The following is a 23,796-nucleotide window of genomic DNA, read 5'->3' as shown; positions in this document are numbered from 1 at the left end:
AGACATCGGATTACGCGATAAGAGCAGGGCTTTAACCGATAAACGTTTATCTGAATTAAGTTGAGCGGGAATTCTTGATCAGTATTGAATTTAGCACTTTAGTATTCCCTGACTCTGTACGCTTTACAAAATTAGTCGGGAAAAATCGATTACGCAATTTCATAAATGGAGTTTCTACCAGAGTAAATAGCAGCCATCCGCCGATCAGACTGGCGACAAACATCACACCAATTCCACTAGCGCTAGTTACGCTTATCCCTATGCTGTTTAAGGGGTTGATTAGTACATTCATCAATGGCTTATGTACCAGATATAAGGCGTAAGACCAGATTGCTAACTTAGCTGCGCCAGGAATACGAAGCCGATACAGCCAAGAGACGGGACTAAGTGCCGCTACCGTTAATAAAGCAAAACTGATCGCCAGCAGGCTATAACCAAAAGCGGTGGTGAACCATAAAAATCCCTGACCATCGACGTAGTTGTAATTGGTAAATAAGTAGAGGCTAAAAAAACACAACCCAATACCACCGAGTAAAGTTGTTCGCCCACATGCTTGCGTTCGCTGCCATGCGGCAGGATGGAAGTTCTTTAGCATCGCTATTGCAACACCGGGTAACAACTCATCAAACCGACATAAGCTGGAATAATAAATATTGACGTAATACAGACCGCCATCGCTGCCAACATCGCGCCACATCCAACTTCGTATTAACACTGCAATAGTCATCAAACCGATCAATAATATCCAACCGGCTTTGAGCGATTTTCGCAGGCGATGTACTAGTAAGGCGATGGCTGGCAACAACAGATAAAACTGCTCTTCGACGCATAGGGACCAGGCATGAGAAAACGCCGAACCAGGACGCAAGTTAAAATTTTGCGTAAAGCTTAAAAATTTCCACAAAGGTGTAACAGGATTCCCACCGACGGCAAGAGGAAACAATAAATACACTGCCAATATCACGTAAAAGTTGGGCAACGTTCGCAAGGCTCTGCGGATATAAAACATCTTTAGCGAAAACGAATGACCCGATTGCATTGCTGAAAAAATCTGATTGCCGATCAGATAGCCGCTCAGCACAAAAAATAAATCGACGCCGGCCCAGCCAATTTGACTCAAGCTACCGAAGCTCGCCTCATGACTGACAAAGACCATGTAGTGATACATAAATACCAGCAAAATTGCAATCGCACGTAAGGTATCCAGTCCATTGATGCGGCTGGAAGAAGAGGTCATTGTCATGGAAAAGTAAAATGAAAAAGTTCAGAGCAGGCTACTTAAATCAACACGAAAATATGTCTGTATCTCAGTAAATAAACCAGGAAGAAACAACATCAGCAGCGTATCAGTAAGCGAATGCTTTATGGTGATTTTGGCTAACTATTTTTACAGCAAAATTCTTATTTCTGGGACGAATTGGATAAGCGTTTTTCAGGGATGCTTTAAGTTTCAACATGCCTGCATATTGAGTGATTCCAAGGCTGCATTATGTCGACCAGTTGTCGCAGTAATGATAAAAACCTGAGTAAAAATGAACTTCGATCTCATTTTTTAGAAATTTCGCTAAGATCATCCATATAAAATAAGGCTTACAAGCCATTTTTGCTCTGTAAGCCTTATTTATATTGGACATCTAAATCAGAAATTTTTTTAAAATCTTTTATTCATAACGAAGGCCATTAGTAACAATGCAAATTCTAAGCATGTCATTCCCGCGTGTCTCAAGCAGGATTGGTAAGAAAAATAGCTTTATGCGCAATGTTGTAGGTCGACTCAAGAGTTTTTATAAATTCCCATCAAAGCTTTTCCAAAATTTTCTCTACAAATAACGTAAGCGCGTTCTTCACATCAACGTCCTTCATCGCTAACAGTTGATCGCCGATATACCATTCAAACATGCATTGTTCTGGCAGTGCCGTGTGCACGGCATTGCCGAATAACCAGATGCCATGTTCGTGCGCGATCTGGTTGCGGATGTCGGTTGCACGTTCTTTATTGACGGGTAAATACAGGTGCAACATATTGGATTGAGGCTGCACTGGATTGGCTTTTAATTGTGGAAAATCTGCCAGCAGTTGATACAGCCATTGTGTACGCTGGAATAGGGCCGGCATGTCGTCCAGACGCTGATCAAATTGCATCGCTGCTGCCACGACGTAGGGCGAGCGGCGGAATACATTGCCGCCTTGCCTTTGCATCCAGACCCGTGCCTGATCGATCAGAGATTTACCGCCTAGTAGCATCGCGCCGCCGAGACCGCCTATGCCTTTATAAAACGAGACATACACAGAATCAAAACCTTCCGCGATCTCGCGCAAAGGCTGAGCAAATCCGCTTTGTGCTTCCCACAAGCGGGCGCCGTCCATGTGTAGATGAATATTCTCTTGCTGGCAGTAGGACTTGATGTCCTGAAGTTGTTGCCAGCTAGGGAGTTGCCCGCCGATTTCTCGCATGGGTAATTCGTATTGAACGGCACCGATTTTTTCCGGTATCGCCTTGAGATCGTCTACTGTCCAGGGGCGATATGGATTGCCGATTCTGAGGGCATTAAAGTGGCGAAGCAATTCATGATTGCTGTTTTCATGGATAAAAATATGTGAACTTGGATGTAAGCCCACCAAATTGTTGCCACGTTCGGCACAAGCGAGTCGCAAGGTGGTGACTTGTGTCATGGTGCCGGTGATGCAAAATAAGGCGGCTTCTTTACCTAATAGCTGAGCGATTTTTTGTTCAAAGTGTTGGACTAATTCACCCTCACCATAAGTGTCATGCAAGACATGGTTGGCTTCGCACCATTGCGCCATGGCGGCAAACTGTTCCGCTGGCGGTAGTTGACGGTGACCGGGGAGGATGGTGTGACAGCTCAGGCGTAAAGCGGCGATTTCGGCGTTGGTCAAGATGAGGCTCCTGGGGCGTTGTGGGTTGATGTATTTTACGTGATTCGTGACTGTGCGAGATTTGCCTGTATACCAAGATAATATCGCTCGCTACCAGTCTAATTCAGGCAAAATCACGGTAGTTATTTTTCCTAACGTATCTAATTGATCATCACGGGATGCGTGCTGCATACCTTGGATACCTTCTTCACCTTGGACGCTCACTATGTCAACAGACCTGCAAATACCTTACGAACTCGGTAATCAAAACCAAACGACGACCTGGGATCAGTGTATTGGCTTTTATCAAAAGCTGGCATCCACTTTTCCTCATGTCTTGCACTTCAGTCAGATTGGCATCTCGGATGCCGGTGTGCCTATTCATGCTGGTGTAGTGACTGCGGATGGCGTATTTGATCGTGAGCAGATCAAGCATGAACAGCGTCCGGTATTTTTTAATAATAACGGTATTCACCCCGGTGAGCCCGAAGGTATTGATGCCTGTATGGCGCTGGTGCGCGACTGGTGTGTGATGCCAGAGCGGTTGGCGCAACTAGGTCGTACCGCGTTTATTTTTATTCCGATTTATAACGTGGATGGTTGCCACAATCGTCAAAACACATCGCGGGTGAATCAAGACGGTCCCGAGTTGTTTGGATTCCGCGGGAATAGTCTGCATCTGGATTTGAACCGTGATTTCATTAAGTGCGACAGCTTGAATGCGCAAGTGTTTAACCAATTTTTTACCGCTTGGGACCCAGATGTGATGGTGGATACACACACCTCCAACGGGGCAGATTATCCTTACACGATGACCTTGATCCATACCCAAACAGATAAACTCGGCGGCGATCTGGGGCAGTTTTTGCGTGAGCAGATGCTGCCAGTGATGTTTGCAGATATGGCGCAACGCGGCTGGCCGACTTGTCCTTATGTGAATCCTGTCAAAGAGAGTCCTGATCAAGGGATAGAAGAGTTTTTAGAAACTGCGCGATTCTCTACGGGCTACGCCGCTTTGCATCACACCATCGGTTTTATGCCAGAAACGCATATGCTAAAACCCTTCGCCGATCGCTACGCATCCATGCGCGCTCTAGTCGAAGTCGCGTTGGAGTTCACCATCAAGCACGCAGAACAAATCCAGCAATTGCGTGACGCCGCCAAACAACAAGGAAAAAAACGCAGTCATTGGCCGGTGAAATGGCGCCGGGATGACGAGCATGTCTCGACGGTTCGTTTTAAAGGCTATGAGGCTTGCCACAAGCCCAGTGCATTAGGCGACTACAGTCGTTTGTACTACGACAAACATCAAGCATGGGAAAAGGATATTCCTTACTTCAATCATTTCAAGCCAGAAGTCGTAGTCCCTGCGCCGATTGCCTATGTCGTACCCCAGCAATGGCGCGCTGCGATTGAGCGCTTGCAGTGGAATGGCGTCAAGATCGAGCGAATTGCCAGTGACCGCATTGTGCAGGCGCAGACCTACCAAATTCGTTCAGTTACATCGCGCCCACATGCCTATGAAGGTCATTTATTTCATGACGACATGGAGCTGAGCACGCAGACTGGCACCCATCAGATCAAGGCGGGTGATATCTGGATTACGCTGGATCAGGACCAAGCGCGGTATGCGGTCGAAACCTTGGAGCCACAGGCACATGACAGCTTTTTCCGTTGGGGATTTTTTAATAGCGTATTAGAGAAGAAAGAAGCTTTCTCCGATTATGTATTTGAAGATCTGGCAGAAGAATTACTCCGTGAGGAGCCAGTATTGGCTACGCAATTCGCTACATGGAAAGCAGATCATCCCCAGCTATTGAACGACCAGAATGCCGTGCTGAGTTTTATTTTTGCGCATTGCCAGCGGTATGCAGAGCCAGAGTGGCGCCGTTACCCGGTGCTGGCGATATTTGCTTAAGCCCCTCTTTTTCTATAGATGGTTTATGCATACTCCTTGTTAGTATATTTAATCGACCAAGTAATTATTGGTATATAAGGCGATTTTTGAAAAAATTATGGGGAGTATACGAAATTATCTCTATTTTTGACTAGATGGAATTTCTGCTAAAAAGAAAAAATAATCATAGAAACGTATCGAGTGCAAAGTAAGCGAGATTGCCTTTTGCGCTTTGTGCATTTTCGCTGAGCGTGTTTTTACGGCGCTCAGTTTTTCACTTAGCTATTCAACTTAGCTACTCAACTTAGTTAGTCAACCAAGTGAGCCTAATTGCTTAGCCAAAACACGTACTGAATCAGTGCACGATCAAGCTGTTGTTTAGCAACACGTTTGAACCTGCCGCTGTGACAGCAAAACGCAATTTCTGTTTAATCCTTCATCGTTGTTGTGGTATTTTGTTGCGATGAATTCAAGCACAAATCCTCCCACTTCCACTCAACTTCCTCAATATCAACGCTGCATGGTCATGGCTGGCGGCGGCTTTCGTTTTGGGATTTATCTTGGTATGTATGCCGCAGCGCGTGATGCCGGGAAAACGCCTGATCTGTTATTAGCCAGTTGCGGCGCGGCGATTGCGGCGACGCTGATTCAGGCTTTACCGGATGATGGGCAGTGCAAGGCGTGGCTGAGTTCGCATGAGATGTATCAGTTCTGGGCGAGTCTGCAATCGACATCGCAAGCGGCGATTCATCGCTCTTTGATTCAGGCGATTAAGCGTAAGTTGTCCTCAAAAAATACGCCCAAGATACCGGATGTATTTCAAGATTATATGTTTGAGATACCGCCTAATTTGCCATTGCCAACTGCCAGTCCAAGTCAAACTGCTGGGGCACCAGCGGTTGCGATTATCGGCGGCAAGCTGTTATACCAACCAGAAGAAGTAGGGCAGCCGCGTGGTCATCGTAAATTATTTGAAGAAACCGTTTTTTGCGATCAGCGAACAGCCGCACTATTGCAAGGTATTCAATCGCCATTCAGCGCCCCGATATGGGGGAATCATGCGATTGCTCCACAACTGTTGATCGATGTCGATATGCCTTTGGCAGAAGCGGTGCGGATTTCGGTATCTGACATGTTTTATTTTCGTTGTCACAGCTATCGTCGTCCGTCTACCGGGCAGATGGAACACTATATCGGTGGCGTACTCGATCTATTTCCTATCGAGATAGCCAGGCGGCTGGCGCATGAGGTCACGATGGAATTTAAAGAGTCGTTTGATCAGACTTTTGCGATCCCTGCTTTGCGTGCGGTGTTGGGCATTAACGGCAATCAGCGCTTACGTTATGTTCACCATCAATTTGCGGATACCTGGATTGATAGCTCAGATATCAGCATTGCACTGGCACGCGAACAGGTGCAAAAGAAGCTGGCTTTCAGGCGTAACCGGGTTAGCCTGATCATGCCGGACAGCTATGACACTTATGTGCAGTATATTGAAGCGCAGTGGCAATACGGTTATCAACGTGCAAAAGAGGCATTCGCGAAAACCACCGCCAATTCCAAAGAGCCAATCCGCAACGCTAATCGTTACAATAGCCCGCAAGGGGTTTGAAATCAGGTGTAAAACCTCTAAAAGTTGTCGATTGATGCACAGTTTGTTTTATAAATTGAACAAACTGTTGTTAATCAAAGAGTTAATTGCCGCATGGATACAACTCTATCCTTTTAATTTGATCTAAACTTAATTAGAATCAAAACAGCCTCGCCAGGCTTTCAATCATTACAGGAGTCGCCATGAAAAAATTTGTCTCAAAGGCAGTTGTTGGTATGTTGTTGGTTTCAGGTGTTGTTTCGGTTGCGTCAGCAGCTAATGCCGCAGTCGATACCTCTGTTGATGGTATCTTTACTGCGCTGACAAGCACGAAAGATTTGCAAGCTACAGTTGATACCTTGGTAGCAAACGGCGCTGGTGCTGGTTCAGTTGTCGCTGTCGCCGCGGCTGCTGGTATTTCTTTGGATACAGTCAAAGATCTGACGATTTGCACTAACGATATCTCTGCAGATTCCAAAGTACTGAGCGCGACTTGCATGAAGCCACGTACTATCGCAACGGCGTATATCGTCGGTATGAACGATCCTTTGAAATACCTGCCTGCAACAGCAGCTGGTGTTCGTAAAGATAAAACTACGAAGTAATTTGTTCGTATAGTTTGTATTGGGTTTGTATTAGTAAAAAAGCGATGCAGAAAAATCTGCATCGCTTTTTTTATTGCTGCTCGCCAGAAAAAAATTGGTTTATTGATTTGGCGTAGTCAATTTCTTATTGTCAGAAGAGGCTGGAGATTCTTTTTTATCCTCATCCTTATCGGTTTCAACCGAAGAGTCATCCATATAGCGTTCTGCTAATTTAAAAAATTTATCGTAAAAATCACCGGTTGGTATCGTTTCGCTGGCGACTTTGACTAGAGAATCGTCACTGGCACCGAACGGCAACGATACCGAGCCCAGTGCGCCGACGCCGATGCTGGCGGAGTTGCTGCTCTTTTTGAGCGAGTAACGGTCGCGTACCGCATTGGCAAAAACGGTGGTGCTATTACTGCCTTTGCTGTCGGCGGCGCAGACTACCGTAAATTCAATCTCGGCGTGAATATCACTATCGTGTTGGAATTTTCTGCGGCCTCTGACGAAGGCGGTTTTGGATTCGCTGATGACATAACCCTGGCTGAGCAAAGCACGGCGGGCGGCTTCGCAAGCCGTTTTTTCCGATCCGGGAAAGCTATGGGTAAAGACATCGGCAGAGCCAAATTCTTCTTCTTTGAGAGCGACTTTGCTATTGCCGAGATTGCTCCCAAAACTGCCGCAGCCTGCGAGTGTCGTGACGAGTAACAATGCTGCCAGCCGAGTGATGTTGACTTGCTTATTCAGCGAGTTAGCAGAGGAGGCAAAATGGGAAAAGGAGAAAAAGCGCATCGGTTCTATATTGTTCAATTAGTTTGTTTAGTCTGGTTTGTTTGCTGAGTTTAGTCAGCAAAGGATTACGTTAAAAACTACCCGCAAACTGATAACGTTGGCCCGGATGCCACATCGTGACTATCGTGGCGATTTTGGTCTTTGATATTGTTTGACGGTGTAATAGCAAACATGGTTTCTTGCTGGTGATATTTAACATCGTCGCGATTTGTTTAGACGGTAACAACGCTTCAATACGGTAGCTGACACTTTCTAAGGGCGCTACCACCATCAGATATTCATTCGGTGTCATGGTCATAAAATTTTGTTCCAGATAGTCAGGCGCAATATCCGAATTGACCCAGCGGTCTTCTACCTGAATCGCAATATCATTCTCAAAATGTACGATGACCGAATGGAAAAGCGGATGTCCTATTTTTACCTTAAATTGTTGCGCCAGTATGTCACTCGCGGCCACCGCGACTAGCGCATGCAATTGGCTGCGATGCATGTGACCGCGCGCTCTGACTTCTTCCGCGATACTTTTAATCTCGACTAAGGTTGCCTGATATTTATGCTGCGCGACATAGGTGCCCGAACCTTGAATACGCGTCAGGATTTGTTCGCTGGTCAACTCTCGTACAGCCCGGTTGACCGTCATGCGGGATACGCTGAACTGCTCTGCTAGCGCAGTTTCGGACGGAATCGCATCGCCTTCTTTCCATGTGCCGGACTGAATTTCTTTTAGTAAATAATCCTTGATACGCTGGAACACGGGTGCGTTTTCTTGTTGGTTTGACACAGGATTCCTTGTAACTAAGGTGGTGGCATTAAAAAAACATAAAAATATAATCTTGCACATTGTCTCATACAAAAATCCAGTTGCAAAAGTTGTATATACAACTTAAACTTATTTCAAAGACTGGTCATCATCTGGTTTTTAGAAGCGCATTGAACGTATATATTGAGTTAGCTTGAGTTAGTTTAGTTAATTTGACTGAGTTTGACTTTGCGCCAGCCAACACTATCGAAATAGGACGGAATACATCATGAACAACGATCCACGCTGGGACGAAAGCCGCGAAATCCGTGCACCACGCGGTGCTGAAAAAACCTGTAAAACTTGGGTAGCCGAAGCCGCTTATCGCATGCTTCAGAACAATCTGGACCCCGAGGTTGCCGAGAATCCTAAGCATTTGGTCGTGTATGGCGGGATTGGTCGTGCTGCCCGTAATTGGGCGTGTTTTGATCAGATTCTGGCCTCGCTAAAAGAGTTGGGCGAGGACGAAACCTTATTGATTCAATCTGGTAAGCCGGTCGGCGTGTTCAAAACCAATGAGGATGCGCCCAGAGTGTTGATCGCCAATTCTAATCTGGTGCCCAAGTGGGCTAACTGGGAACATTTCAATGAACTCGACCGCAAAGGTCTGTTCATGTACGGTCAGATGACAGCAGGTAGCTGGATTTATATCGGCACTCAAGGCATCGTGCAAGGCACCTATGAAACCTTTGCCGAAGCAGGGCGTCAGCATTTTGGCGGTGACTGGGGTGGGCGCTGGATTTTGACCGCAGGTTTGGGCGGCATGGGCGGTGCGCAACCACTGGCGGCTAGCTTTGCTGGCGCTGTTTCTTTAAATATTGAGTGTCAGCAATCTAGTATCGACTTCCGCTTGCGTACCCGCTACGTCGACAAGCAAGCCAAAGATTTGGACGATGCCTTGGCACTGATCAAACATCATTGCGACCGCAAAGAGGCGGTATCAATCGCCTTGCTCGGCAATGCAGCAGAAGTCTTGCCAGAACTAGTTAGACGCGCCAAAGCTGGCGGCATGAAGCCTGATCTGGTCACCGATCAAACATCAGCGCATGATCTGATCAATGGATATTTGCCGATAGGCTGGACGGTTGAGCAATGGAAGGCAGCACAACCAGATGCAAGCCAGCACGCAAAACTGACTGCCGATGCCGCACAGGCTTGCGCGGTGCATGTGCAGGCCATGCTGGATTTCCATGCGATGGGTATTGCGACGGTGGATTACGGCAATAACATCCGTCAGGTCGCGTTTGATACCGGCGTGAAGAATGCTTTCGATTTCCCCGGCTTTGTACCTGCCTATATCCGTCCTCTGTTCTGCGATGGCAAAGGGCCATTCCGCTGGGTCGCTTTATCGGGCGATCCGGAAGATATCCGCAAAACCGATGCCAAGATTAAAGAACTCTTCCCAGAGAATAAAGGCGTGCATAAATGGCTGGATATGGCGGGTGAGCGAATTGCCTTCCAGGGTTTGCCAGCACGTATCTGCTGGCTAGGTCTGGGTGAGCGCCATATCGCTGGTCTGGCGTTTAACGAGATGGTTAAAAATGGCGAGTTAAAAGCACCCATCGTCATTGGACGTGACCATCTCGATACCGGTTCTGTTGCTAGCCCTAATCGCGAGACGGAATCGATGATGGACGGTACCGATGCTGTCTCCGACTGGCCTCTACTTAATGCCTTGTTAAATACCGCAGGTGGTGCGAGCTGGGTGTCCTTGCATCACGGCGGTGGCGTTGGTATGGGTTACTCACAACATTCCGGCATGGTGATTGTGGCGGATGGCACGGATGCAGCAGCAAAACGTCTGGCGCGCGTCTTGGTCAACGATTGTGGTTCCGGCGTGATGCGTCATGCGGATGCTGGTTATCCGCAAGCGGTTGCCTGCGCTGAGCGTAATGGCTTGAATTTACCCATGATTAATAACTCAAAGTAATGAGTTGAGAGAGTGAGTTGGGGCAATAAATTGACGCAGCCAACCGAGACCGTAAGTTGATAACAATGAGCAGATCAAAACTCCCTCTTTCGCTTGTGGGAGAGGGGATGATTGCCGTAGATTTGATCGTATTAATAATACTGGTGGTAAGTATATTTTAGGTGTCCAGAGAGTAATTGGACATTAAGGCATATTTGCTAGTGATTGGTGGGGAGTATATTGAAATTGACTCAAAATTGAATGCTTCCGCCTCCAACGAATCAATGTTTTATCCCAGCACAATACCAAACTGCACATTTCATCACATTTCAAAACTGCCAAGAATAATTTAAATAAGGACAAACATGAATACCAATACTTTCATCATTCGCCCAGGCCAAATGAGTCTGTCCGACTTACGCGCGATCTGGCGCACGGCTTTGCCGCTGGAGTTGGATGCCAGTGCCTATGAGGCGATCAACGCGTCCTCCGCAACGATCCAGAGTATCGTCAAAAAGGGCGACGCGGCGTATGGTATCAATACCGGATTTGGCAAACTCGCCAAGACCCGCATCCCCGATGAGCAATTAGAATTACTGCAAAAAAATCTGATACTGTCGCATTCAGTCGGCTCCGGTGAATTGATCGCTGATGAGGTTGTGCGCTTGATTTTATTGATGAAGATCGCCAGCCTCGCGCGAGGATTTTCTGGTATCCGTGCCAGCGTCATCGATACCATGATCGCGCTCTACAATGCTGGCATCATGCCCGCAATTCCGGTCAAAGGATCGGTCGGCGCGTCAGGTGACCTGGCGCCTTTATCGCATATGACGCTGGCCTTAATGGGCGAGGGCGAAGTGCGTGTGAAGGGACAATTAGTCTCGGCAAAACTGGCGTTAGAAAACGCCGGAATCACAGCAGTCGTGCTGGCTGCCAAAGAAGGTCTGGCGCTGATTAACGGCACCCAAGTTTCTACTGCATTGGCGCTCAATGGTTTGTTTCTCGCTGAGCGCTTGCTGGAAGCCGCAACGATTACCGGAGCATTGTCGGTCGACGCCGCCAAAGGCAGTGACGCGCCGTTTGATCCACGTATTCATGCAGTGCGCGGTCAACCTGGCCAGATCGCTACCGCAAAAATTTATCGTGAATTGCTAGAGGGGAGCGAAATCCGCCGCTCGCATCTGGTCAACGACGAGCGTGTACAAGATCCGTATTGCCTGCGTTGCCAGCCACAAGTGATGGGCGCCTGCCTGGACATTATCAATAACGCAGCCCGTACTTTATTAATTGAAGCGAATGCCGTAACCGACAACCCGCTGGTATTTTTGGATACAGGCGAGGTCATCTCCGGCGGTAACTTCCATGCAGAGCCAGTGGCGTTCGCAGCAGATACGCTGGCTCTGGCAATTGCGGAAATCGGTTCTATTTCTGAGCGCCGCATTGCCTTGCTGATTGATGCAAGTTTGTCAGGTTTGCCGCCATTTCTGGTGCCAAATTCCGGGCTCAATTCTGGCTTTATGATCGCGCATGTAACGGCTGCGGCGTTGGCTTCAGAGAATAAATCCCACGCCCATCCAGCCAGCGTCGATACGATCCCGACTTCAGCCAATCAGGAAGATCATGTCAGTATGGCGACCTTCGCTGGCCGACGTCTGCATGAGATGGCACACAATACTGCCACCATTGTCGGTATAGAGTTACTAGCTGCAGCGCAGGGCGTCGATTTTCATCAGCCGCTGGAGACCTCAGCGAGTCTGGCGACAGTACATCATGCGCTACGCCGCAAGGTTGCGTTTTATGACAAGGATCGCTTCTTTGCACCAGATATTGCAGCAGCAAAACAGATGGTGCTGGATGGCGAATTGAGCGCACAATGTCAGCACTTGTACACTCATCTATATGCGTAAAGCAGCCCGTTATCCTTAAATACATAACGCCAACACATAACGCCAACACATCATGCGTAAATGGAGCCAGCAAGACTACAAAACTATGCCCTGGAAAAACGGTGGAGGCAGCACGACTGAGCTGGCAGTTTTTCCTGAAGGCGCAAGCCTAGATCATTTTGTGTGGCGCATCAGCACCGCGCTGGTCAGCAGTAGTGGCCCGTTTTCACACTTTCCAAGGATTGACCGTACATTGGCAATTTTGTCAGGAGAGGGCTTGACCTTGCATGCCGATGAGGAGGGTACGGATACGCCCTCCAGCATCACGCTTAACCGCAGCAGCATGCCACATCAATTTTCTGGCGAGACATCGATCCGTGCCGATTTACTTGATGGTCCAGTTTGGGATCTTAATCTGATGACACGGCGGGGTGTTTGCACCCATTTTATGCAGCGTCTGGAAGCGGGTGAACATTTTGTCGCCGCACAAAATGCGCAACAAGTATTGATTTATTGCGCAAAAGGACAGGCAGTCTTGAATAAAGTGATGGACGTCAGCGAAGCAGATTTAATTTTGCTGGAAGAAGATCATGAACACGCCGGTGTTAGATTGATCGTGCAGGCACATGAGAGTAGCGTGTTATATCTGATGCGTATTAGTTTTTTAAATCATGCTGGGATCTAAACCATGCTGACTCTCTGGACCAATGTTCATCTGGCGACAATGCAGGATGGTTATGGCGAAATCCGCGACGCTGCAATTGTGGCGAAGGATGGCAAGATTGTCTGGCTAGGTAAACGTATCGATTTATCTGCTGATTTGCTTGCTGATTTTCAAGCGAATTCCCAAGCGAGCATGTCACACGATGGACAAGGCTGCTGGCTGACACCTGGTCTGATTGATTGTCATACCCACATCGTCTATGCAGGCAATCGCAGCGATGAATTTGAGGCGCGTTTAAACGGCGTCGCCTATGAAGATATCGCCAGACAAGGTGGCGGTATTCTTTCCACGGTGCGCGCGACCCGTGCCGCCAGTCCAGAGCAGCTAATGCAAGCCAGTTTGCCCAGAGTACGCAATTTATTAAAAGAAGGCGTCACTACACTGGAGATCAAATCGGGCTACGGTCTGGATGTTGAAACAGAGGCCAAGATGTTGCGGGTTGCCAGACAATTCGCACAAGATTTTCCGGTACGGATCAAAACGACTTTTCTCGGAGCGCATGCTTTGCCTCCGGAATATGCAGGTCGCGCCGACGATTATCTGGATCTGGTTTGCAATCAGATGCTACCAGCGCTAGTGGCAGAAGGTCTGGTCGATGCAGTTGATGCGTTTTGTGAAAAAATTGGCTTCTCGCCAGCGCAGACTGAAAAAGTATTTCAAGCGGCACAGCGCCATGGATTGCCAGTCAAATTGCATGCCGAGCAGCTCTCAGATCAGGGCGGTACAGCACTTACGGCACGCTATCAAGGCTTGTCTGCCGATCATCTGGAATATTTATCGCAAGAGGGCATCAACGCGATGGCGCAGCATGGCACAGTCGCAGTGCTATTACCCGGTGCTTACTACTTTTTGCGAGAAACCAAATTACCTCCGGTCGCTGGTTTGCGCGAGGCGCAGGTACCCATTGCCATTTCTACCGACTGCAATCCGGGTACCTCACCAATGACCTCTTTGTTGCTAGCAATGAATATGGCCTGCACCTTATTCCGCTTAACGCCTTTGGAGGCATTGGCAGGCGTCACCAAACATGCCGCCCGCGCTTTGGGTTTGCAAGATCAGATCGGCACCTTAGAAATTGGTAAGGCAGCAGACTTCGCATTGTGGGCGATAGACCGGCCAGGTGATCTGGCCTATGCGATCGGTGGCAATCCTTGTGTGGGGATTGTGTTTGCTGGAGAGCAGATCGTTAGTTAAACTATGGCATTAGATTCAATTTAAAGGAACGACCGTGACCTTATCAGCCAAAGTGACATTGCAGGCGCATCTCAAAAAAACTTGGCAAGGGCGTATCGGTAAAATCATCATCAGTCTGGTGGGCTTGCTAGCACTGATCATCTTGTTGAGTTGGCTGCTGCTACCGGTTTATGCAAAGCGAGTCGCGGTCGAGCAAGTTCAGCAGCAGTTAGGTCGCAAGCTAGCGATTGGCGAGATTCGTTTCTCCCCCTTTACTCTCGCGCTCACGGCTAACGATATCAGCTTGTACGAGCCAGATCAGCGCAGCCCGGCACTGTCTTTAAAAACTCTGGTACTTAATCTCTCATTGAGTTCTGCCTGGCATCGGGCTTTGGTGATCGATGAGGTCAGACTAACCGCACCGCAAGTCCATGTAGTACGCACCAGCGCGGATGCTTATGGTCGCTATAATTTTTCTGACATCCTCGATAAACTGGCGGCGCAACCCAAAAGCGATGCGCCTTTTCGTTTTTCTCTGGCGAACTTGCAATTGCAAAATGGCAGTATTGTTTTTGACGATAAAGTACTGGGGAAGCACATAAAAATAGACGAGCTGCAAATTGCAGTACCGTTTTTATCCAACTTCCCAAAAGAAGTAAATAGCTTCATACAGCCGATGTTGTCCGCCAAAATCAATGGCACACCATTCGATTTAAAGGCGCGTAGTAAGCCGTTTGTGGATAGCTTGGACACGACTTTAGCGATTGATATTGATCGCCTGAATGTACCTGCCTATGTTGCTTATATTCCAGTCCCTTTGCCATTAAAAATACAAAGCGCGCAATTATCTACCAAGCTGGATCTGACTTTTAGCCGTAAGAAAAACCAAGCAGAGTTGCTGTTATCTGGTCAGCTGCAATTGCATAAAATAGACCTCAGAGATAATGCCGATACCCCGTTGTTGCTGACCGATGTGATTACGGCGCAGATCAAACAAATTAATCTGATTAGCGGTGCAGCGAGCTTAGATCAGTTAAGCATAGAGGCACCAGAAGTTTGGCTGGATCTAGACAAAAAAGGCCAGCTCAACTGGGCCAAACTGAGTAGTCCCGCTCTTACTCCAACCCCCGCTACGGATCAGGCAAAGTCTACGCTGGCAAGTGATCCGATAAAAAATTCTGCTCCAGTTGTTAATGCCGTTAACTCCGCTAACGCTGCTAATACGATTACCGCGGTCACATCAGATTCCAAGAGTAAAGCAATCATTGCCTTAAATTCTATTGTGCTCAGCAAAGGGCAAATCCATTTTAGTGACGCCTTGCATTCGTCACCAGTTACACCAATTAATTTAAAAGATATCGCCCTCAATATTAAACAATTGAGTACCGATGTTGCGGCCAAGCCAGCCAGCGTTTTAATCAGTATCGCTACCGAGCAAGATGCACAAAGTAAATTTGAAGGGCAATTCAGCGTCGCCAGCGGGATGGTGGATGGCAATGTGAGTCTGAACGGTTTGTCACTGGCTACTTATCAGCCATTGTTTAATCCTGTATTAGCTGCCACGCTGGCAGGCAAGTTAGCGGCGCAGTCGCATATCCATAGCCAGGACGGGCAAGTAAAAATAGCAGATTTAAATTTGCAATTAGCAGATTTTTCCATCCAGTCAAAAGCGAAAACTGAGGGCGGTATTGCAATCAAATCTTTAGCACTGAGCAAGCTAGAACTTGATACTGCGACCAAGGTAGTTAACGCGAGTAGTTTAGAAATGACAGGTCTGCAAGCCGATGTCCAAAAAGATCAGACCGCAACATTAAATCTGCAAAAATTTTTGATAGCGCGGAATGGACAAAGTGAGCAGAGTGCAAAACATCAAGCTACTCAAGATAAAGTTAGTATCAATGTAGAAGCAGTAAAGTTGGCTGGTGCTGCCAAGTTTAACAACGCTAGCGCCAGCAATCCCGCCACTGTTCCAGAATCGAATGCATGGCGCGTCAATCTGCACAATTTTTCTGTCAACGATAGTAGTGTGCGCTTTGATGATCAGTCGCTTTATCCTAGTGTGAACGTGACGCTGGATGGCATCAGTCTGGTCGCTAGTAATCTCAGCAGTAATCTATTGGACGGTTCAGTCGTGGACAACGCCTTCCAGACGGCGAGCTTTAAATTAAAAACGACGATTAATCGCAAAGGTAAATTAAGCCTGAGCGCCGATGCCAGTGCTGGCTTAAAAAATATCACGGCATTAATTGATGCCCAGACCTTGCCAGTTGCCGCTCTATACCCTTACTTTGCGCGCGAGTTAAATGTCACTTTAAGTCGTGGTGACGCCAGCGCTAAAGGCAAGCTAGTGATCCTGAGTGACAAAGGACAAGCACCAAAAATAAGTTATGACGGTAATTTAAAATTCAGTGATTTCCATATGCTGGAAAGTGGTGCCAGCGACGATTTTTTAGAATGGAAATCAATCGACCTGGACGGTATTAACGCAAAATTAGGTGGTAATAAACCTACGATATTGTTGAGGAAATTGAGCTTGACGGATTTTTATGCCAGGGTAGTTTTGTCTGATAAAGGCAAACTGAATCTGCAAAATATTACCGTCAACAAATCTGCTGACGGCACAACGGATGCGAACAAGATTGTCGAAATCAAGAAGGCAGATGTCAATTCAACTGACACGGCAAATTCAGTCAACTCTGCTGACGCTGCCACCACCTCCGCTACCTCCGGTACCGTATCTATCGTACCTGCCGCGTCAGTCTCGGCGACCACGCCAGTCATCGTTTCTACACCGATAGCACCGCCAGTCAAGCAAACTAATCCGCTAGTGATCCGGATTAGTCAAACCGTCCTGCGCGGCGGCAATGTCAACTTCACAGATAATTTTGTCCGTCCCAATTACAGCGCTAATTTAACTGGCGTTAGTGGCACGATAGGTGCGATTGCGTCTGACAGCACGCAGCCCGCCACAATTGAGTTGAATGGCAAGATTGATAATGATGCGCCGTTAGTGATTTCTGGCACGCTCAATCCTTTATCCTCACCGATTTTTTTGGATATTAAAGGCAGCGCCAACGGGATGGAGCTGACGCGCCTGACACCCTATGCTGCAAAATATGCAGGTTACGCAATTGATAAAGGCAAGTTGTCGGTGCAGGTGTCGTATCGGGTAGAGAATCAGCAATTGCAAGCGCAAAACGACGTGCGTTTAGATCAGCTCACTTTTGGCGAAAGAATTGATAGTCCCAATGCCACGCGCTTGCCGGTACAACTGGCACTGGCCTTGTTGCGTGATAACGATGGAAAAATTGCGATCAATTTACCAATCTCTGGCTCTTTATCTGATCCGCAATTTTCAGTCGGCGGGATTATTTGGAAAGTCTTCGTCAACTTAATTACCAAGGCAGTGACATCTCCGTTTGCCTTGTTGGGGCAGGCGTTTGGTGGCGGAGAGGAATTATCCTATGCCGAGTTTACGCCGGGGCTGGCGATCTTGACACCGGACACCAGCGCTAAGTTGGACAACCTAGCCAAAGCGCTCAGCAACCGCACCAGTTTGCGTATGGATATTCTTGGTAGAGCCGATACGCAAACCGATACAGAGGGCTTGCGCCGCGCCAGTCTGGAGAAAAAAATCAAGCAAGCAAAACTCGCTAGCTTGCAAAAGAAAAATCCTCAATTGAGTCTGGAGCAAATCAGTTTGGATGAAGGTGATAAAAAAACTTATATCGAAGACGTTTATAAAGCTGAAAAATTTAGCAAGCCGCGTAATGTGATCGGCATTGCCAAAACTTTGCCACCAGAAGAGGCCGAGCGTTTGATCCTTGCTAACACGCCGGTCACACCTGAAAATCTGCGTCAGTTAGCCCAACGCAGAGCCGATGTGGTAAGGGATTATTTGGAGCAAACAGGCGGTATTGCCAAAGAGCGACTGTTTTTGATTGCGCCAAAATTGACGGCAGATGGGATTAAAGATAAAGGTCTGCCAAATCGGGTAGATTTTTCTGTTAAATAGCAGTACCTTCTTCTTATTGCGGATAAGTGAGAGTAAGACGGTGAACTGAATACGGCGTTTAAACAGTACGGCTTTTGTACGGCAAATAGTTTATGTGGTCGCCAATATAATAACTTATACTCCCACTGGGTATATTTTATTGTCCATATAATTGTTGCTCAATAAGGCGATTTTATTAAAAATCAGGGGGAGTATATGAATTTAATCTTAATCGCTGATTGTTAATCGTAATGCCCTGATCGCACCAAACCCATTGTGACCAAGCGCAGTGCTGGATCTTTAATCAGAACGGAGCACTATGTTAGAAGCTACGCTAGCAGCGGATGAAGAGCAGCGCCTTGCGGATCTACACTCGTTAGAAGTATTAGACACGCCTGCAGAAGAGCGGTTTGATCGTATTACCCGAATAACTCAGTGTCATTTTGATGCGCCGATTGTGCTGATTTCTCTGGTCGATTATCAGCGGCAATGGTTTAAGTCGTCGCAAGGACTGGACGCTACAGAGACCCCGCGCAATATCTCTTTTTGCGGGCATGCTATTTTGCAAGAGTCAGTTTTTGTGGTCGAAAACGCCTTGCTAGATCCGCGCTTTGCCGATAATCCTTTAGTCACTGGCGAGCCGCATATCCGTTTTTATGCGGGGATGCCAATTAAAGGGCCGGGTGGACATAAGATTGGGACACTCTGTGTGATTGATCGCCAGGCACGTCAACTTGGTACTAGCGATAAGCAGATGTTGAAAGACTTAGCCGCGATGGTCCAGTCGGAGATGAACGCGCTGGATCTAGCCCAGCTAAAACGACAACAAGATCATGAGTTCAGCTTATTGCAGTCGGTGATGGACAGCATGAGTTCTACCTTGTCGGTGCGTGATAATCATGGGCGCTATTTATTCGTCAATAAAGAGTATGAACTGGTTCATCAACGTTTAGGCAAAGATTTAATCGGCAAGACTGTGTTTGATTTATTCCCGACTGATGCGGCCAAGATTAGCCACAACGCAGATCGTAAAGTGATCGAATCGGGTAGCGTTCTGGAGTCGCAATCCGTCGTCGCGCAAGAAGATGGCGAGCATATTTATCAGATAATTCGCACCCCTTTGTACCGCAGCAGCGGTGAGATTTATGGCGTCTGCGTGATTGGCATTGATATCAGTCAACGTCTGGCGTCCGAGCAAAAAATGAGGGTAGGTGAAGACCTTTTATTATCAGTGATGAATAGCACCAGTTCTCTGATTGCGGTACGTGATCTGAACAGTCGTTACTTGTTTGTGAACCGGAAATACGAAGAGCTGATCAAAATGTCTGGCATCGATATTTTGGGAAAAACGATGGAAGATATTTATCCTTCTGAGTTCGCCAAAAAAGCGCGGGAAGAGGATTTGTTGGTGTTCCAGAGTGCAGAGTCGCTGGCGATAGATAGTATTTTTCCTTCATCCGATGGAGATGTCCATTTCCATTCAGTACGCTCACCTTTGCTTGATCGTGACGGCAAAATATATGGTTTGTGCATAGTCGCGTCCGACATTACTCAAGCCCGGCGCAATGAGCAAGCATTAATAGAAAATCAAAGCTTATTAGAGTCACTGAATCTGCGTTTAAGCAATGCCAGCGCCTTGCATAATGCGATTTTGGATGTGGCTAACTTCTCGATTATTGCCACCGACACGGAAGGCACTATTCAGATGTTTAGTGCCGGTGCGGAGAAAATATTAGGCTATTCCGCAGAGGAGGTGGTTGGCATTCATAGTCCGGCAATCTTCCATGATATGAATGAGATCATCGCCAAAGCGGCGCAGTCTAGCCTGGAATTAAATCAAACCATCGCCCCAGGCTTTGAGGCATTTGCAGCGAAGGTCAGACAAGGTGGTTACGATCATCAGGAGTGGACGTATATCCGCAAAGATGGGTCACGTTTGCCCGTCATGTTATCGCTTGCAGCACTTTTTGGCGACCAAAATAGTGACGCTAACATCAACCCAAACATTACCTCAAACGTCAACTCATACCAAAACCTGAGCCTAAGTGAGCATCAAAATAAGCATCAAAATAAACAAGATACGATCGTTGGTTTTTTAGGGATTGCCTACGATCTGTCTGAGCAAAAACGGATGGATAAAATGAAGAACGAATTCATTTCCACCGTATCGCATGAGTTGCGGACACCGCTGACTTCTATTCGTGGGTCGCTTGGCTTGCTGTCTTCTGGCAAATTGATGGAAATATCGCCCCGCGCACATGACTTGTTTGAGATTGCTAAAAATAATTGTGAGCGATTGGTAAGGCTGATCAACGATATTCTCGACATTGCTAAAATGGAATCTGGGAATATGACATTTGATCTGCGTCCGCATGTCATGCAAGAACTGGTCGCCAACGCCATTGCAGCAACCCAGGCCTATGCCGAGTTGTATCAGGTAAAGTTAGAGTTGCAGTCTGAGCAGACGCCCATGACAGTGCTGGTTGATGCCGACAGACTATTGCAAGTGATGATCAATTTGTTATCTAATGCCTGTAAATTCTCTCCTAAAGGTGGCGTCGTAACGATACGCTTGCAGGCGTTATTGGCGGATTCTGTCGACCCAACTATCCCAGCCAATCCAGCGAGCCTGAGGTTATCGGTAATAGATAACGGTAAAGGCGTGCCAGAGGCATTTAAGGGACATATTTTTGAAAAGTTTGCCCAAGCAGATTCTTCAAATACCAGGCAAAAAGGCGGTACAGGTTTGGGCTTAAGTATTTGTAAAACGATTATCGAAGCTCATCAGGGACGGATTGATTTTTATAGCAAGCCGAATGAGCCAACTGAGTTTTTCTTTGAATTACCTGTTATTCAATCAATTGCATTAAGCCTTACTTAGGCTTGGCCAGTTGCATTCAGTTGCAATAAGTTGTATTAAGTTGCCTTGAGTTACATTCAGGCGTTTCGGCAACGCAACTCTTGAGCAATTTTTATAATACTTCTGGTAAGCTTGGATTAAATAGAATTGCTATTTTTAGCCTTGCGCCGCTATGGATGAAAAGCGACATACGCAGTAGGATTTTTAGTCAGAACTTTAATTTCATGGTGGTAACGATTTTTTCGCTATAAAAAGCAAAAGGAATTGCGATGAGTGAAAAACCTCTGAATAAAATACTGTACGTCGAGGACGACCAGGACATCCAAACGGTAGCCCAAATCGCGCTGGAAGTTGTCGGTAGCTTTAGCCTGATTACTTGCAGCTCCGGCAGCGCAGCGTTGCAGGCAATAGAGACGGGCGCTATACCAGACTTGCTGTTGCTTGACGTAATGATGCCAAGTATGGATGGACCAACCACATTGGCCGAATTACGTAAGCTTGCTTCTACCTCCCAGACACCGGTTATTTTTATGACGGCCAAAGTGCAAACGGTTGAGCTTGATTACTATAAATCTTTAGGCGCTATCGGCGTCATTGCCAAACCTTTTGATCCTATGGAATTATCGGAGCAAGTGCGCGCTCTGTGGAATAATTCAAACAGTGGTGGCAAAGGAAATTAAATGGCAGAAAAAAATGATAGTCTCCAGGAAAAACTGCGAGCACTAGAAAATCTGTTTTTAGAAAAATTGCCTTTGAAGATGCAAGAGATGGAGGAAGCACTCGCCCATTTTTTAGCAACGCCAGAAGATAAAGAGGTGCTGACGGTATTGCACCGGCTGCTGCACACCATGGCAGGGTCGGCCGGTACCTTCGGCTTTGCCGAAATGGGTTTGCAAGCACGTGAATTTGAAATGCGACTTAAGCCGCTGTTTGCAGAGGGTGTCTGGTCACAGGAAGATTTAGATACCTATGCCTCTGAACTAAGAGAGTATTTTGTTACTGCTCTGCTTAATGCCAAAAGTAAAGGCGCTACGGTACAAGTTGTTGATTATTTGGAAAAAAATAGCGACAAAGATGGCTCTCGTCTGATTTATCTGGTCGATGATGACAATGAAATTACCCAATCTATTTTGGTTCAGCTAGAACAATTTGGGTACGAGGTGGTACTCATAGACCAGCTAAAATCGCTGGCGGTATCCATCGCCACCAGGCGACCCGACATCGTGGTCATCGAACTTGGCTCTGAAGATGGAAAAACCGCCGGTGCAGAAGAAATCGTCCGCATCAAACGTCTTGGCCGTTTAAGTATTCCTACCATCTTTGTATCTCAATCCAGTAGTTTTGAAAACCGCCTGCAAGCCGTGCGCGCCGGCGGTGATGGTTACTTCACTAAGCCCGTCGATATCGTCGCCCTGAGCGAAAGAATCGATGCTTTGGTCGGACGCGAAGAGCCCAAAGGCTACCGCGTACTGATTATTGATGATGATGTTGTTACTGCCGAGTATTACAGTGCAGTTTTGCGCAATGCCGGGATGAGCGTGCGCTTGCTTAACGACCCTAGCCAGATTTTGGGCGTGATGACGGATTTCAGACCAGAGCTATTATTGCTGGATGTATACATGCCACTTTGCAGCGGTGTGGAATTATCCAAAATGATACGGCAAGATAATTCTTATTTGGATATTCCCATCGTTTTTCTGTCCAGCGAAAACGACATGGGTAAACAATTAGATGCGGTACAGGCAGGTGCGGATGATTTCCTCACTAAGCCGATTACGCCAGAATTTTTAGTCTCCGCTTTATCTAGCCGGGCAGAGCGGTATCGCCTGTTACGCGCTCTGATTATGCGTGACGGCTTGACGGGTTTGTACAACCATACTGCCATCAAAGAAGAGCTGGGTGCAGAGATTTCCATCGCCAGCCGTAACCGCGCGCCACTGGCTTTGGCAATGATCGATCTGGATAATTTTAAACACGTCAACGACACCTACGGCCATCCGGTAGGCGATCAGGTGCTGCGTACTTTGTCGCGCCTGTTGCGGCAGCGCTTGCGTCGTAGCGATATTGTCGGGCGTTATGGTGGTGAGGAGTTCGTCATCATTTTCCCGGGCACCAGCGCAATCGTCGCCCGCCGGGTATTGGATCAAATTAGGATTGCTTTTGGCAAAATTGACCAGCATGCAGAGCAAGGTGATTTCGCAGTTACGTTCTCAGCGGGTGTGGCTGATCTGGAATTAACCACGGATGCTGATGAGTTGTTTGATGTGGCTGATGCGGCGTTGTATCGGGCTAAGCAGGGTGGGCGGAATCAGATTGAGTTGGCGAAAATTTAATTTTTTGACGTAGTCTGAGAGTATCTGGTATTAGGCAGTCATGCCTACACCGTTCATTTGAGATTGCAGGCCGGTGGTAGACCGGCGGCTACTCACTTTTCTTGCTTCGCCAAGAAAAGTAAGCAAAAGAAGGCGACCTCGAAGTCGCTGCCCCTTCGGGGTTCCCGTTTGTAGAAGACAAAAATGGGAAAAGTTCGAAACTCGCTTAGCTCAGACAACGAACCTTTCTTATCCATTTTTGCCTTCTACAAACGGCAGCGCCAAAGCGGAACTTCAAGCCAAAATCAATAGCAAATTCAAATTCAAATTCAAATTCAAATTCAAATTCAAATTCAAATTCAAATTCAAATTCAAATTCAAATTCAAATTCAAAT

15 protein-coding genes are annotated in these 23,796 nt (G+C 47.1%); 11 read left to right on the top strand and 4 right to left on the bottom strand.

The genetic code is table 11. The features are described 5' to 3' along the window. Positions 1–55 precede the first annotated feature (55 nt). Together QN395_RS04080 and QN395_RS04075 are read right to left on the bottom strand one after the other, a co-directional pair. Entirely contained in the window at positions 56–1,243 is a 1,188-nt protein-coding gene (locus QN395_RS04080) for an acyltransferase (protein ID WP_323491771.1), read from the bottom strand. Positions 1,244–1,797: 554 nt separating this feature from the next. Beyond that, complete coding sequence (locus tag QN395_RS04075; protein WP_322117988.1) at positions 1,798–2,898, bottom strand: threonine aldolase family protein; 1,101 nt, start codon at positions 2,896–2,898, stop codon at positions 1,798–1,800. A 205-nt stretch (positions 2,899–3,103) separates the two neighbouring features. Between QN395_RS04075 and QN395_RS04070 the strand changes: the two genes are divergently transcribed. The 3 genes from QN395_RS04070 to QN395_RS04060 all read left to right on the top strand — a co-directional run bounded on the left by QN395_RS04070 (position 3,104) and on the right by QN395_RS04060 (position 6,970). Beyond that, positions 3,104–4,795 (top strand): M14 family zinc carboxypeptidase, encoded by a 1,692-nt coding sequence (locus tag QN395_RS04070; RefSeq protein ID WP_322117989.1) that lies wholly within the window; start codon positions 3,104–3,106, stop codon positions 4,793–4,795. Between the two features lie 442 nt (positions 4,796–5,237). Continuing rightward, positions 5,238–6,386 carry a hypothetical protein gene (locus QN395_RS04065; protein ID WP_323491770.1) on the top strand — a complete coding sequence of 383 codons (1,149 nt, stop codon included), beginning with the start codon at positions 5,238–5,240 and terminating at the stop codon, positions 6,384–6,386. 182 nt (positions 6,387–6,568) lie between these two features. Next, positions 6,569–6,970, top strand: coding sequence for a hypothetical protein (locus QN395_RS04060; RefSeq protein WP_322117991.1), 402 nt, complete (start codon positions 6,569–6,571; stop codon positions 6,968–6,970). Between the two features lie 99 nt (positions 6,971–7,069). On the opposite strand, the gene QN395_RS04055 is transcribed toward QN395_RS04060, so the two are convergent. Both QN395_RS04055 and hutC read right to left on the bottom strand, forming a co-directional pair. Then, the gene (locus QN395_RS04055) at positions 7,070–7,744 is read right to left on the bottom strand and encodes a DUF2242 domain-containing protein (RefSeq protein WP_323491769.1); all 675 of its coding nucleotides are present in this window, start codon (positions 7,742–7,744) and stop codon (positions 7,070–7,072) included. Between the two features lie 70 nt (positions 7,745–7,814). Beyond that, positions 7,815–8,525: a histidine utilization repressor gene (gene hutC / locus QN395_RS04050; protein WP_323491768.1), complete on the bottom strand. Its 711-nt coding sequence runs from the start codon at positions 8,523–8,525 to the stop codon at positions 7,815–7,817. A 247-nt stretch (positions 8,526–8,772) separates the two neighbouring features. Between hutC and hutU the strand changes: the two genes are divergently transcribed. The 8 genes from hutU to QN395_RS04010 all read left to right on the top strand — a co-directional run bounded on the left by hutU (position 8,773) and on the right by QN395_RS04010 (position 23,422). Then, complete coding sequence (hutU, locus tag QN395_RS04045) at positions 8,773–10,473, top strand: urocanate hydratase (protein ID WP_322117994.1); 1,701 nt, start codon at positions 8,773–8,775, stop codon at positions 10,471–10,473. A gap of 344 nt (positions 10,474–10,817) precedes the next feature. Beyond that, positions 10,818–12,359 (top strand): histidine ammonia-lyase, encoded by a 1,542-nt coding sequence (hutH, locus tag QN395_RS04040; RefSeq protein WP_322117995.1) that lies wholly within the window; start codon positions 10,818–10,820, stop codon positions 12,357–12,359. A gap of 52 nt (positions 12,360–12,411) precedes the next feature. Beyond that, positions 12,412–13,023 carry a HutD family protein gene (locus QN395_RS04035; protein WP_322117996.1) on the top strand — a complete coding sequence of 204 codons (612 nt, stop codon included), beginning with the start codon at positions 12,412–12,414 and terminating at the stop codon, positions 13,021–13,023. Positions 13,024–13,026: 3 nt separating this feature from the next. Continuing rightward, positions 13,027–14,256, top strand: a complete 1,230-nt coding sequence (gene hutI / locus QN395_RS04030; protein ID WP_322117997.1) for an imidazolonepropionase — start codon at positions 13,027–13,029, stop codon at positions 14,254–14,256. 34 nt (positions 14,257–14,290) lie between these two features. Further along, a complete protein-coding gene (locus QN395_RS04025) occupies positions 14,291–18,250 on the top strand; it encodes a DUF748 domain-containing protein (protein WP_322117998.1) in 3,960 nt (1,319 codons plus the stop codon). A 298-nt stretch (positions 18,251–18,548) separates the two neighbouring features. After that, complete coding sequence (locus QN395_RS04020) at positions 18,549–21,110, top strand: PAS domain-containing protein (RefSeq protein WP_323491767.1); 2,562 nt, start codon at positions 18,549–18,551, stop codon at positions 21,108–21,110. A gap of 248 nt (positions 21,111–21,358) precedes the next feature. Further along, positions 21,359–21,769 carry a response regulator gene (locus tag QN395_RS04015; protein ID WP_322118000.1) on the top strand — a complete coding sequence of 137 codons (411 nt, stop codon included), beginning with the start codon at positions 21,359–21,361 and terminating at the stop codon, positions 21,767–21,769. Further along, a complete protein-coding gene (locus QN395_RS04010; protein WP_322118001.1) occupies positions 21,770–23,422 on the top strand; it encodes a diguanylate cyclase in 1,653 nt (550 codons plus the stop codon). The last annotated feature ends 374 nt before the right edge of the window (positions 23,423–23,796 follow it).

Source organism: Undibacterium sp. RTI2.2 (assembly GCF_035018705.1).
In the GTDB taxonomy this organism is placed as follows: domain Bacteria; phylum Pseudomonadota; class Gammaproteobacteria; order Burkholderiales; family Burkholderiaceae_D; genus Undibacterium.
Note: the sequence above shows the minus strand (reverse complement) of the source record. Positions and strands in the feature narration are given on the sequence as shown.

What these genes read in the sequence shown, in the direction of transcription:
- QN395_RS04015 (WP_322118000.1), top strand. Translation starts at nt 21,359, where the DNA reads ATGAGTGAAAAACCTCTGAATAAAATACTGTACGTCGAGGACGACCAG.
- QN395_RS04035 (WP_322117996.1), top strand. Translation starts at nt 12,412, where the DNA reads ATGCGTAAATGGAGCCAGCAAGACTACAAAACTATGCCCTGGAAAAAC.
- QN395_RS04080 (WP_323491771.1), bottom strand. Translation starts at nt 1,243, where the DNA reads ATGACAATGACCTCTTCTTCCAGCCGCATCAATGGACTGGATACCTTA.
- QN395_RS04020 (WP_323491767.1), top strand. Translation starts at nt 18,549, where the DNA reads ATGTTAGAAGCTACGCTAGCAGCGGATGAAGAGCAGCGCCTTGCGGAT.
- hutH (WP_322117995.1), top strand. Translation starts at nt 10,818, where the DNA reads ATGAATACCAATACTTTCATCATTCGCCCAGGCCAAATGAGTCTGTCC.
- hutI (WP_322117997.1), top strand. Translation starts at nt 13,027, where the DNA reads ATGCTGACTCTCTGGACCAATGTTCATCTGGCGACAATGCAGGATGGT.
- QN395_RS04055 (WP_323491769.1), bottom strand. Translation starts at nt 7,744, where the DNA reads ATGCGCTTTTTCTCCTTTTCCCATTTTGCCTCCTCTGCTAACTCGCTG.
- QN395_RS04010 (WP_322118001.1), top strand. Translation starts at nt 21,770, where the DNA reads ATGGCAGAAAAAAATGATAGTCTCCAGGAAAAACTGCGAGCACTAGAA.
- QN395_RS04065 (WP_323491770.1), top strand. Translation starts at nt 5,238, where the DNA reads ATGAATTCAAGCACAAATCCTCCCACTTCCACTCAACTTCCTCAATAT.
- QN395_RS04060 (WP_322117991.1), top strand. Translation starts at nt 6,569, where the DNA reads ATGAAAAAATTTGTCTCAAAGGCAGTTGTTGGTATGTTGTTGGTTTCA.
- QN395_RS04070 (WP_322117989.1), top strand. Translation starts at nt 3,104, where the DNA reads ATGTCAACAGACCTGCAAATACCTTACGAACTCGGTAATCAAAACCAA.
- hutU (WP_322117994.1), top strand. Translation starts at nt 8,773, where the DNA reads ATGAACAACGATCCACGCTGGGACGAAAGCCGCGAAATCCGTGCACCA.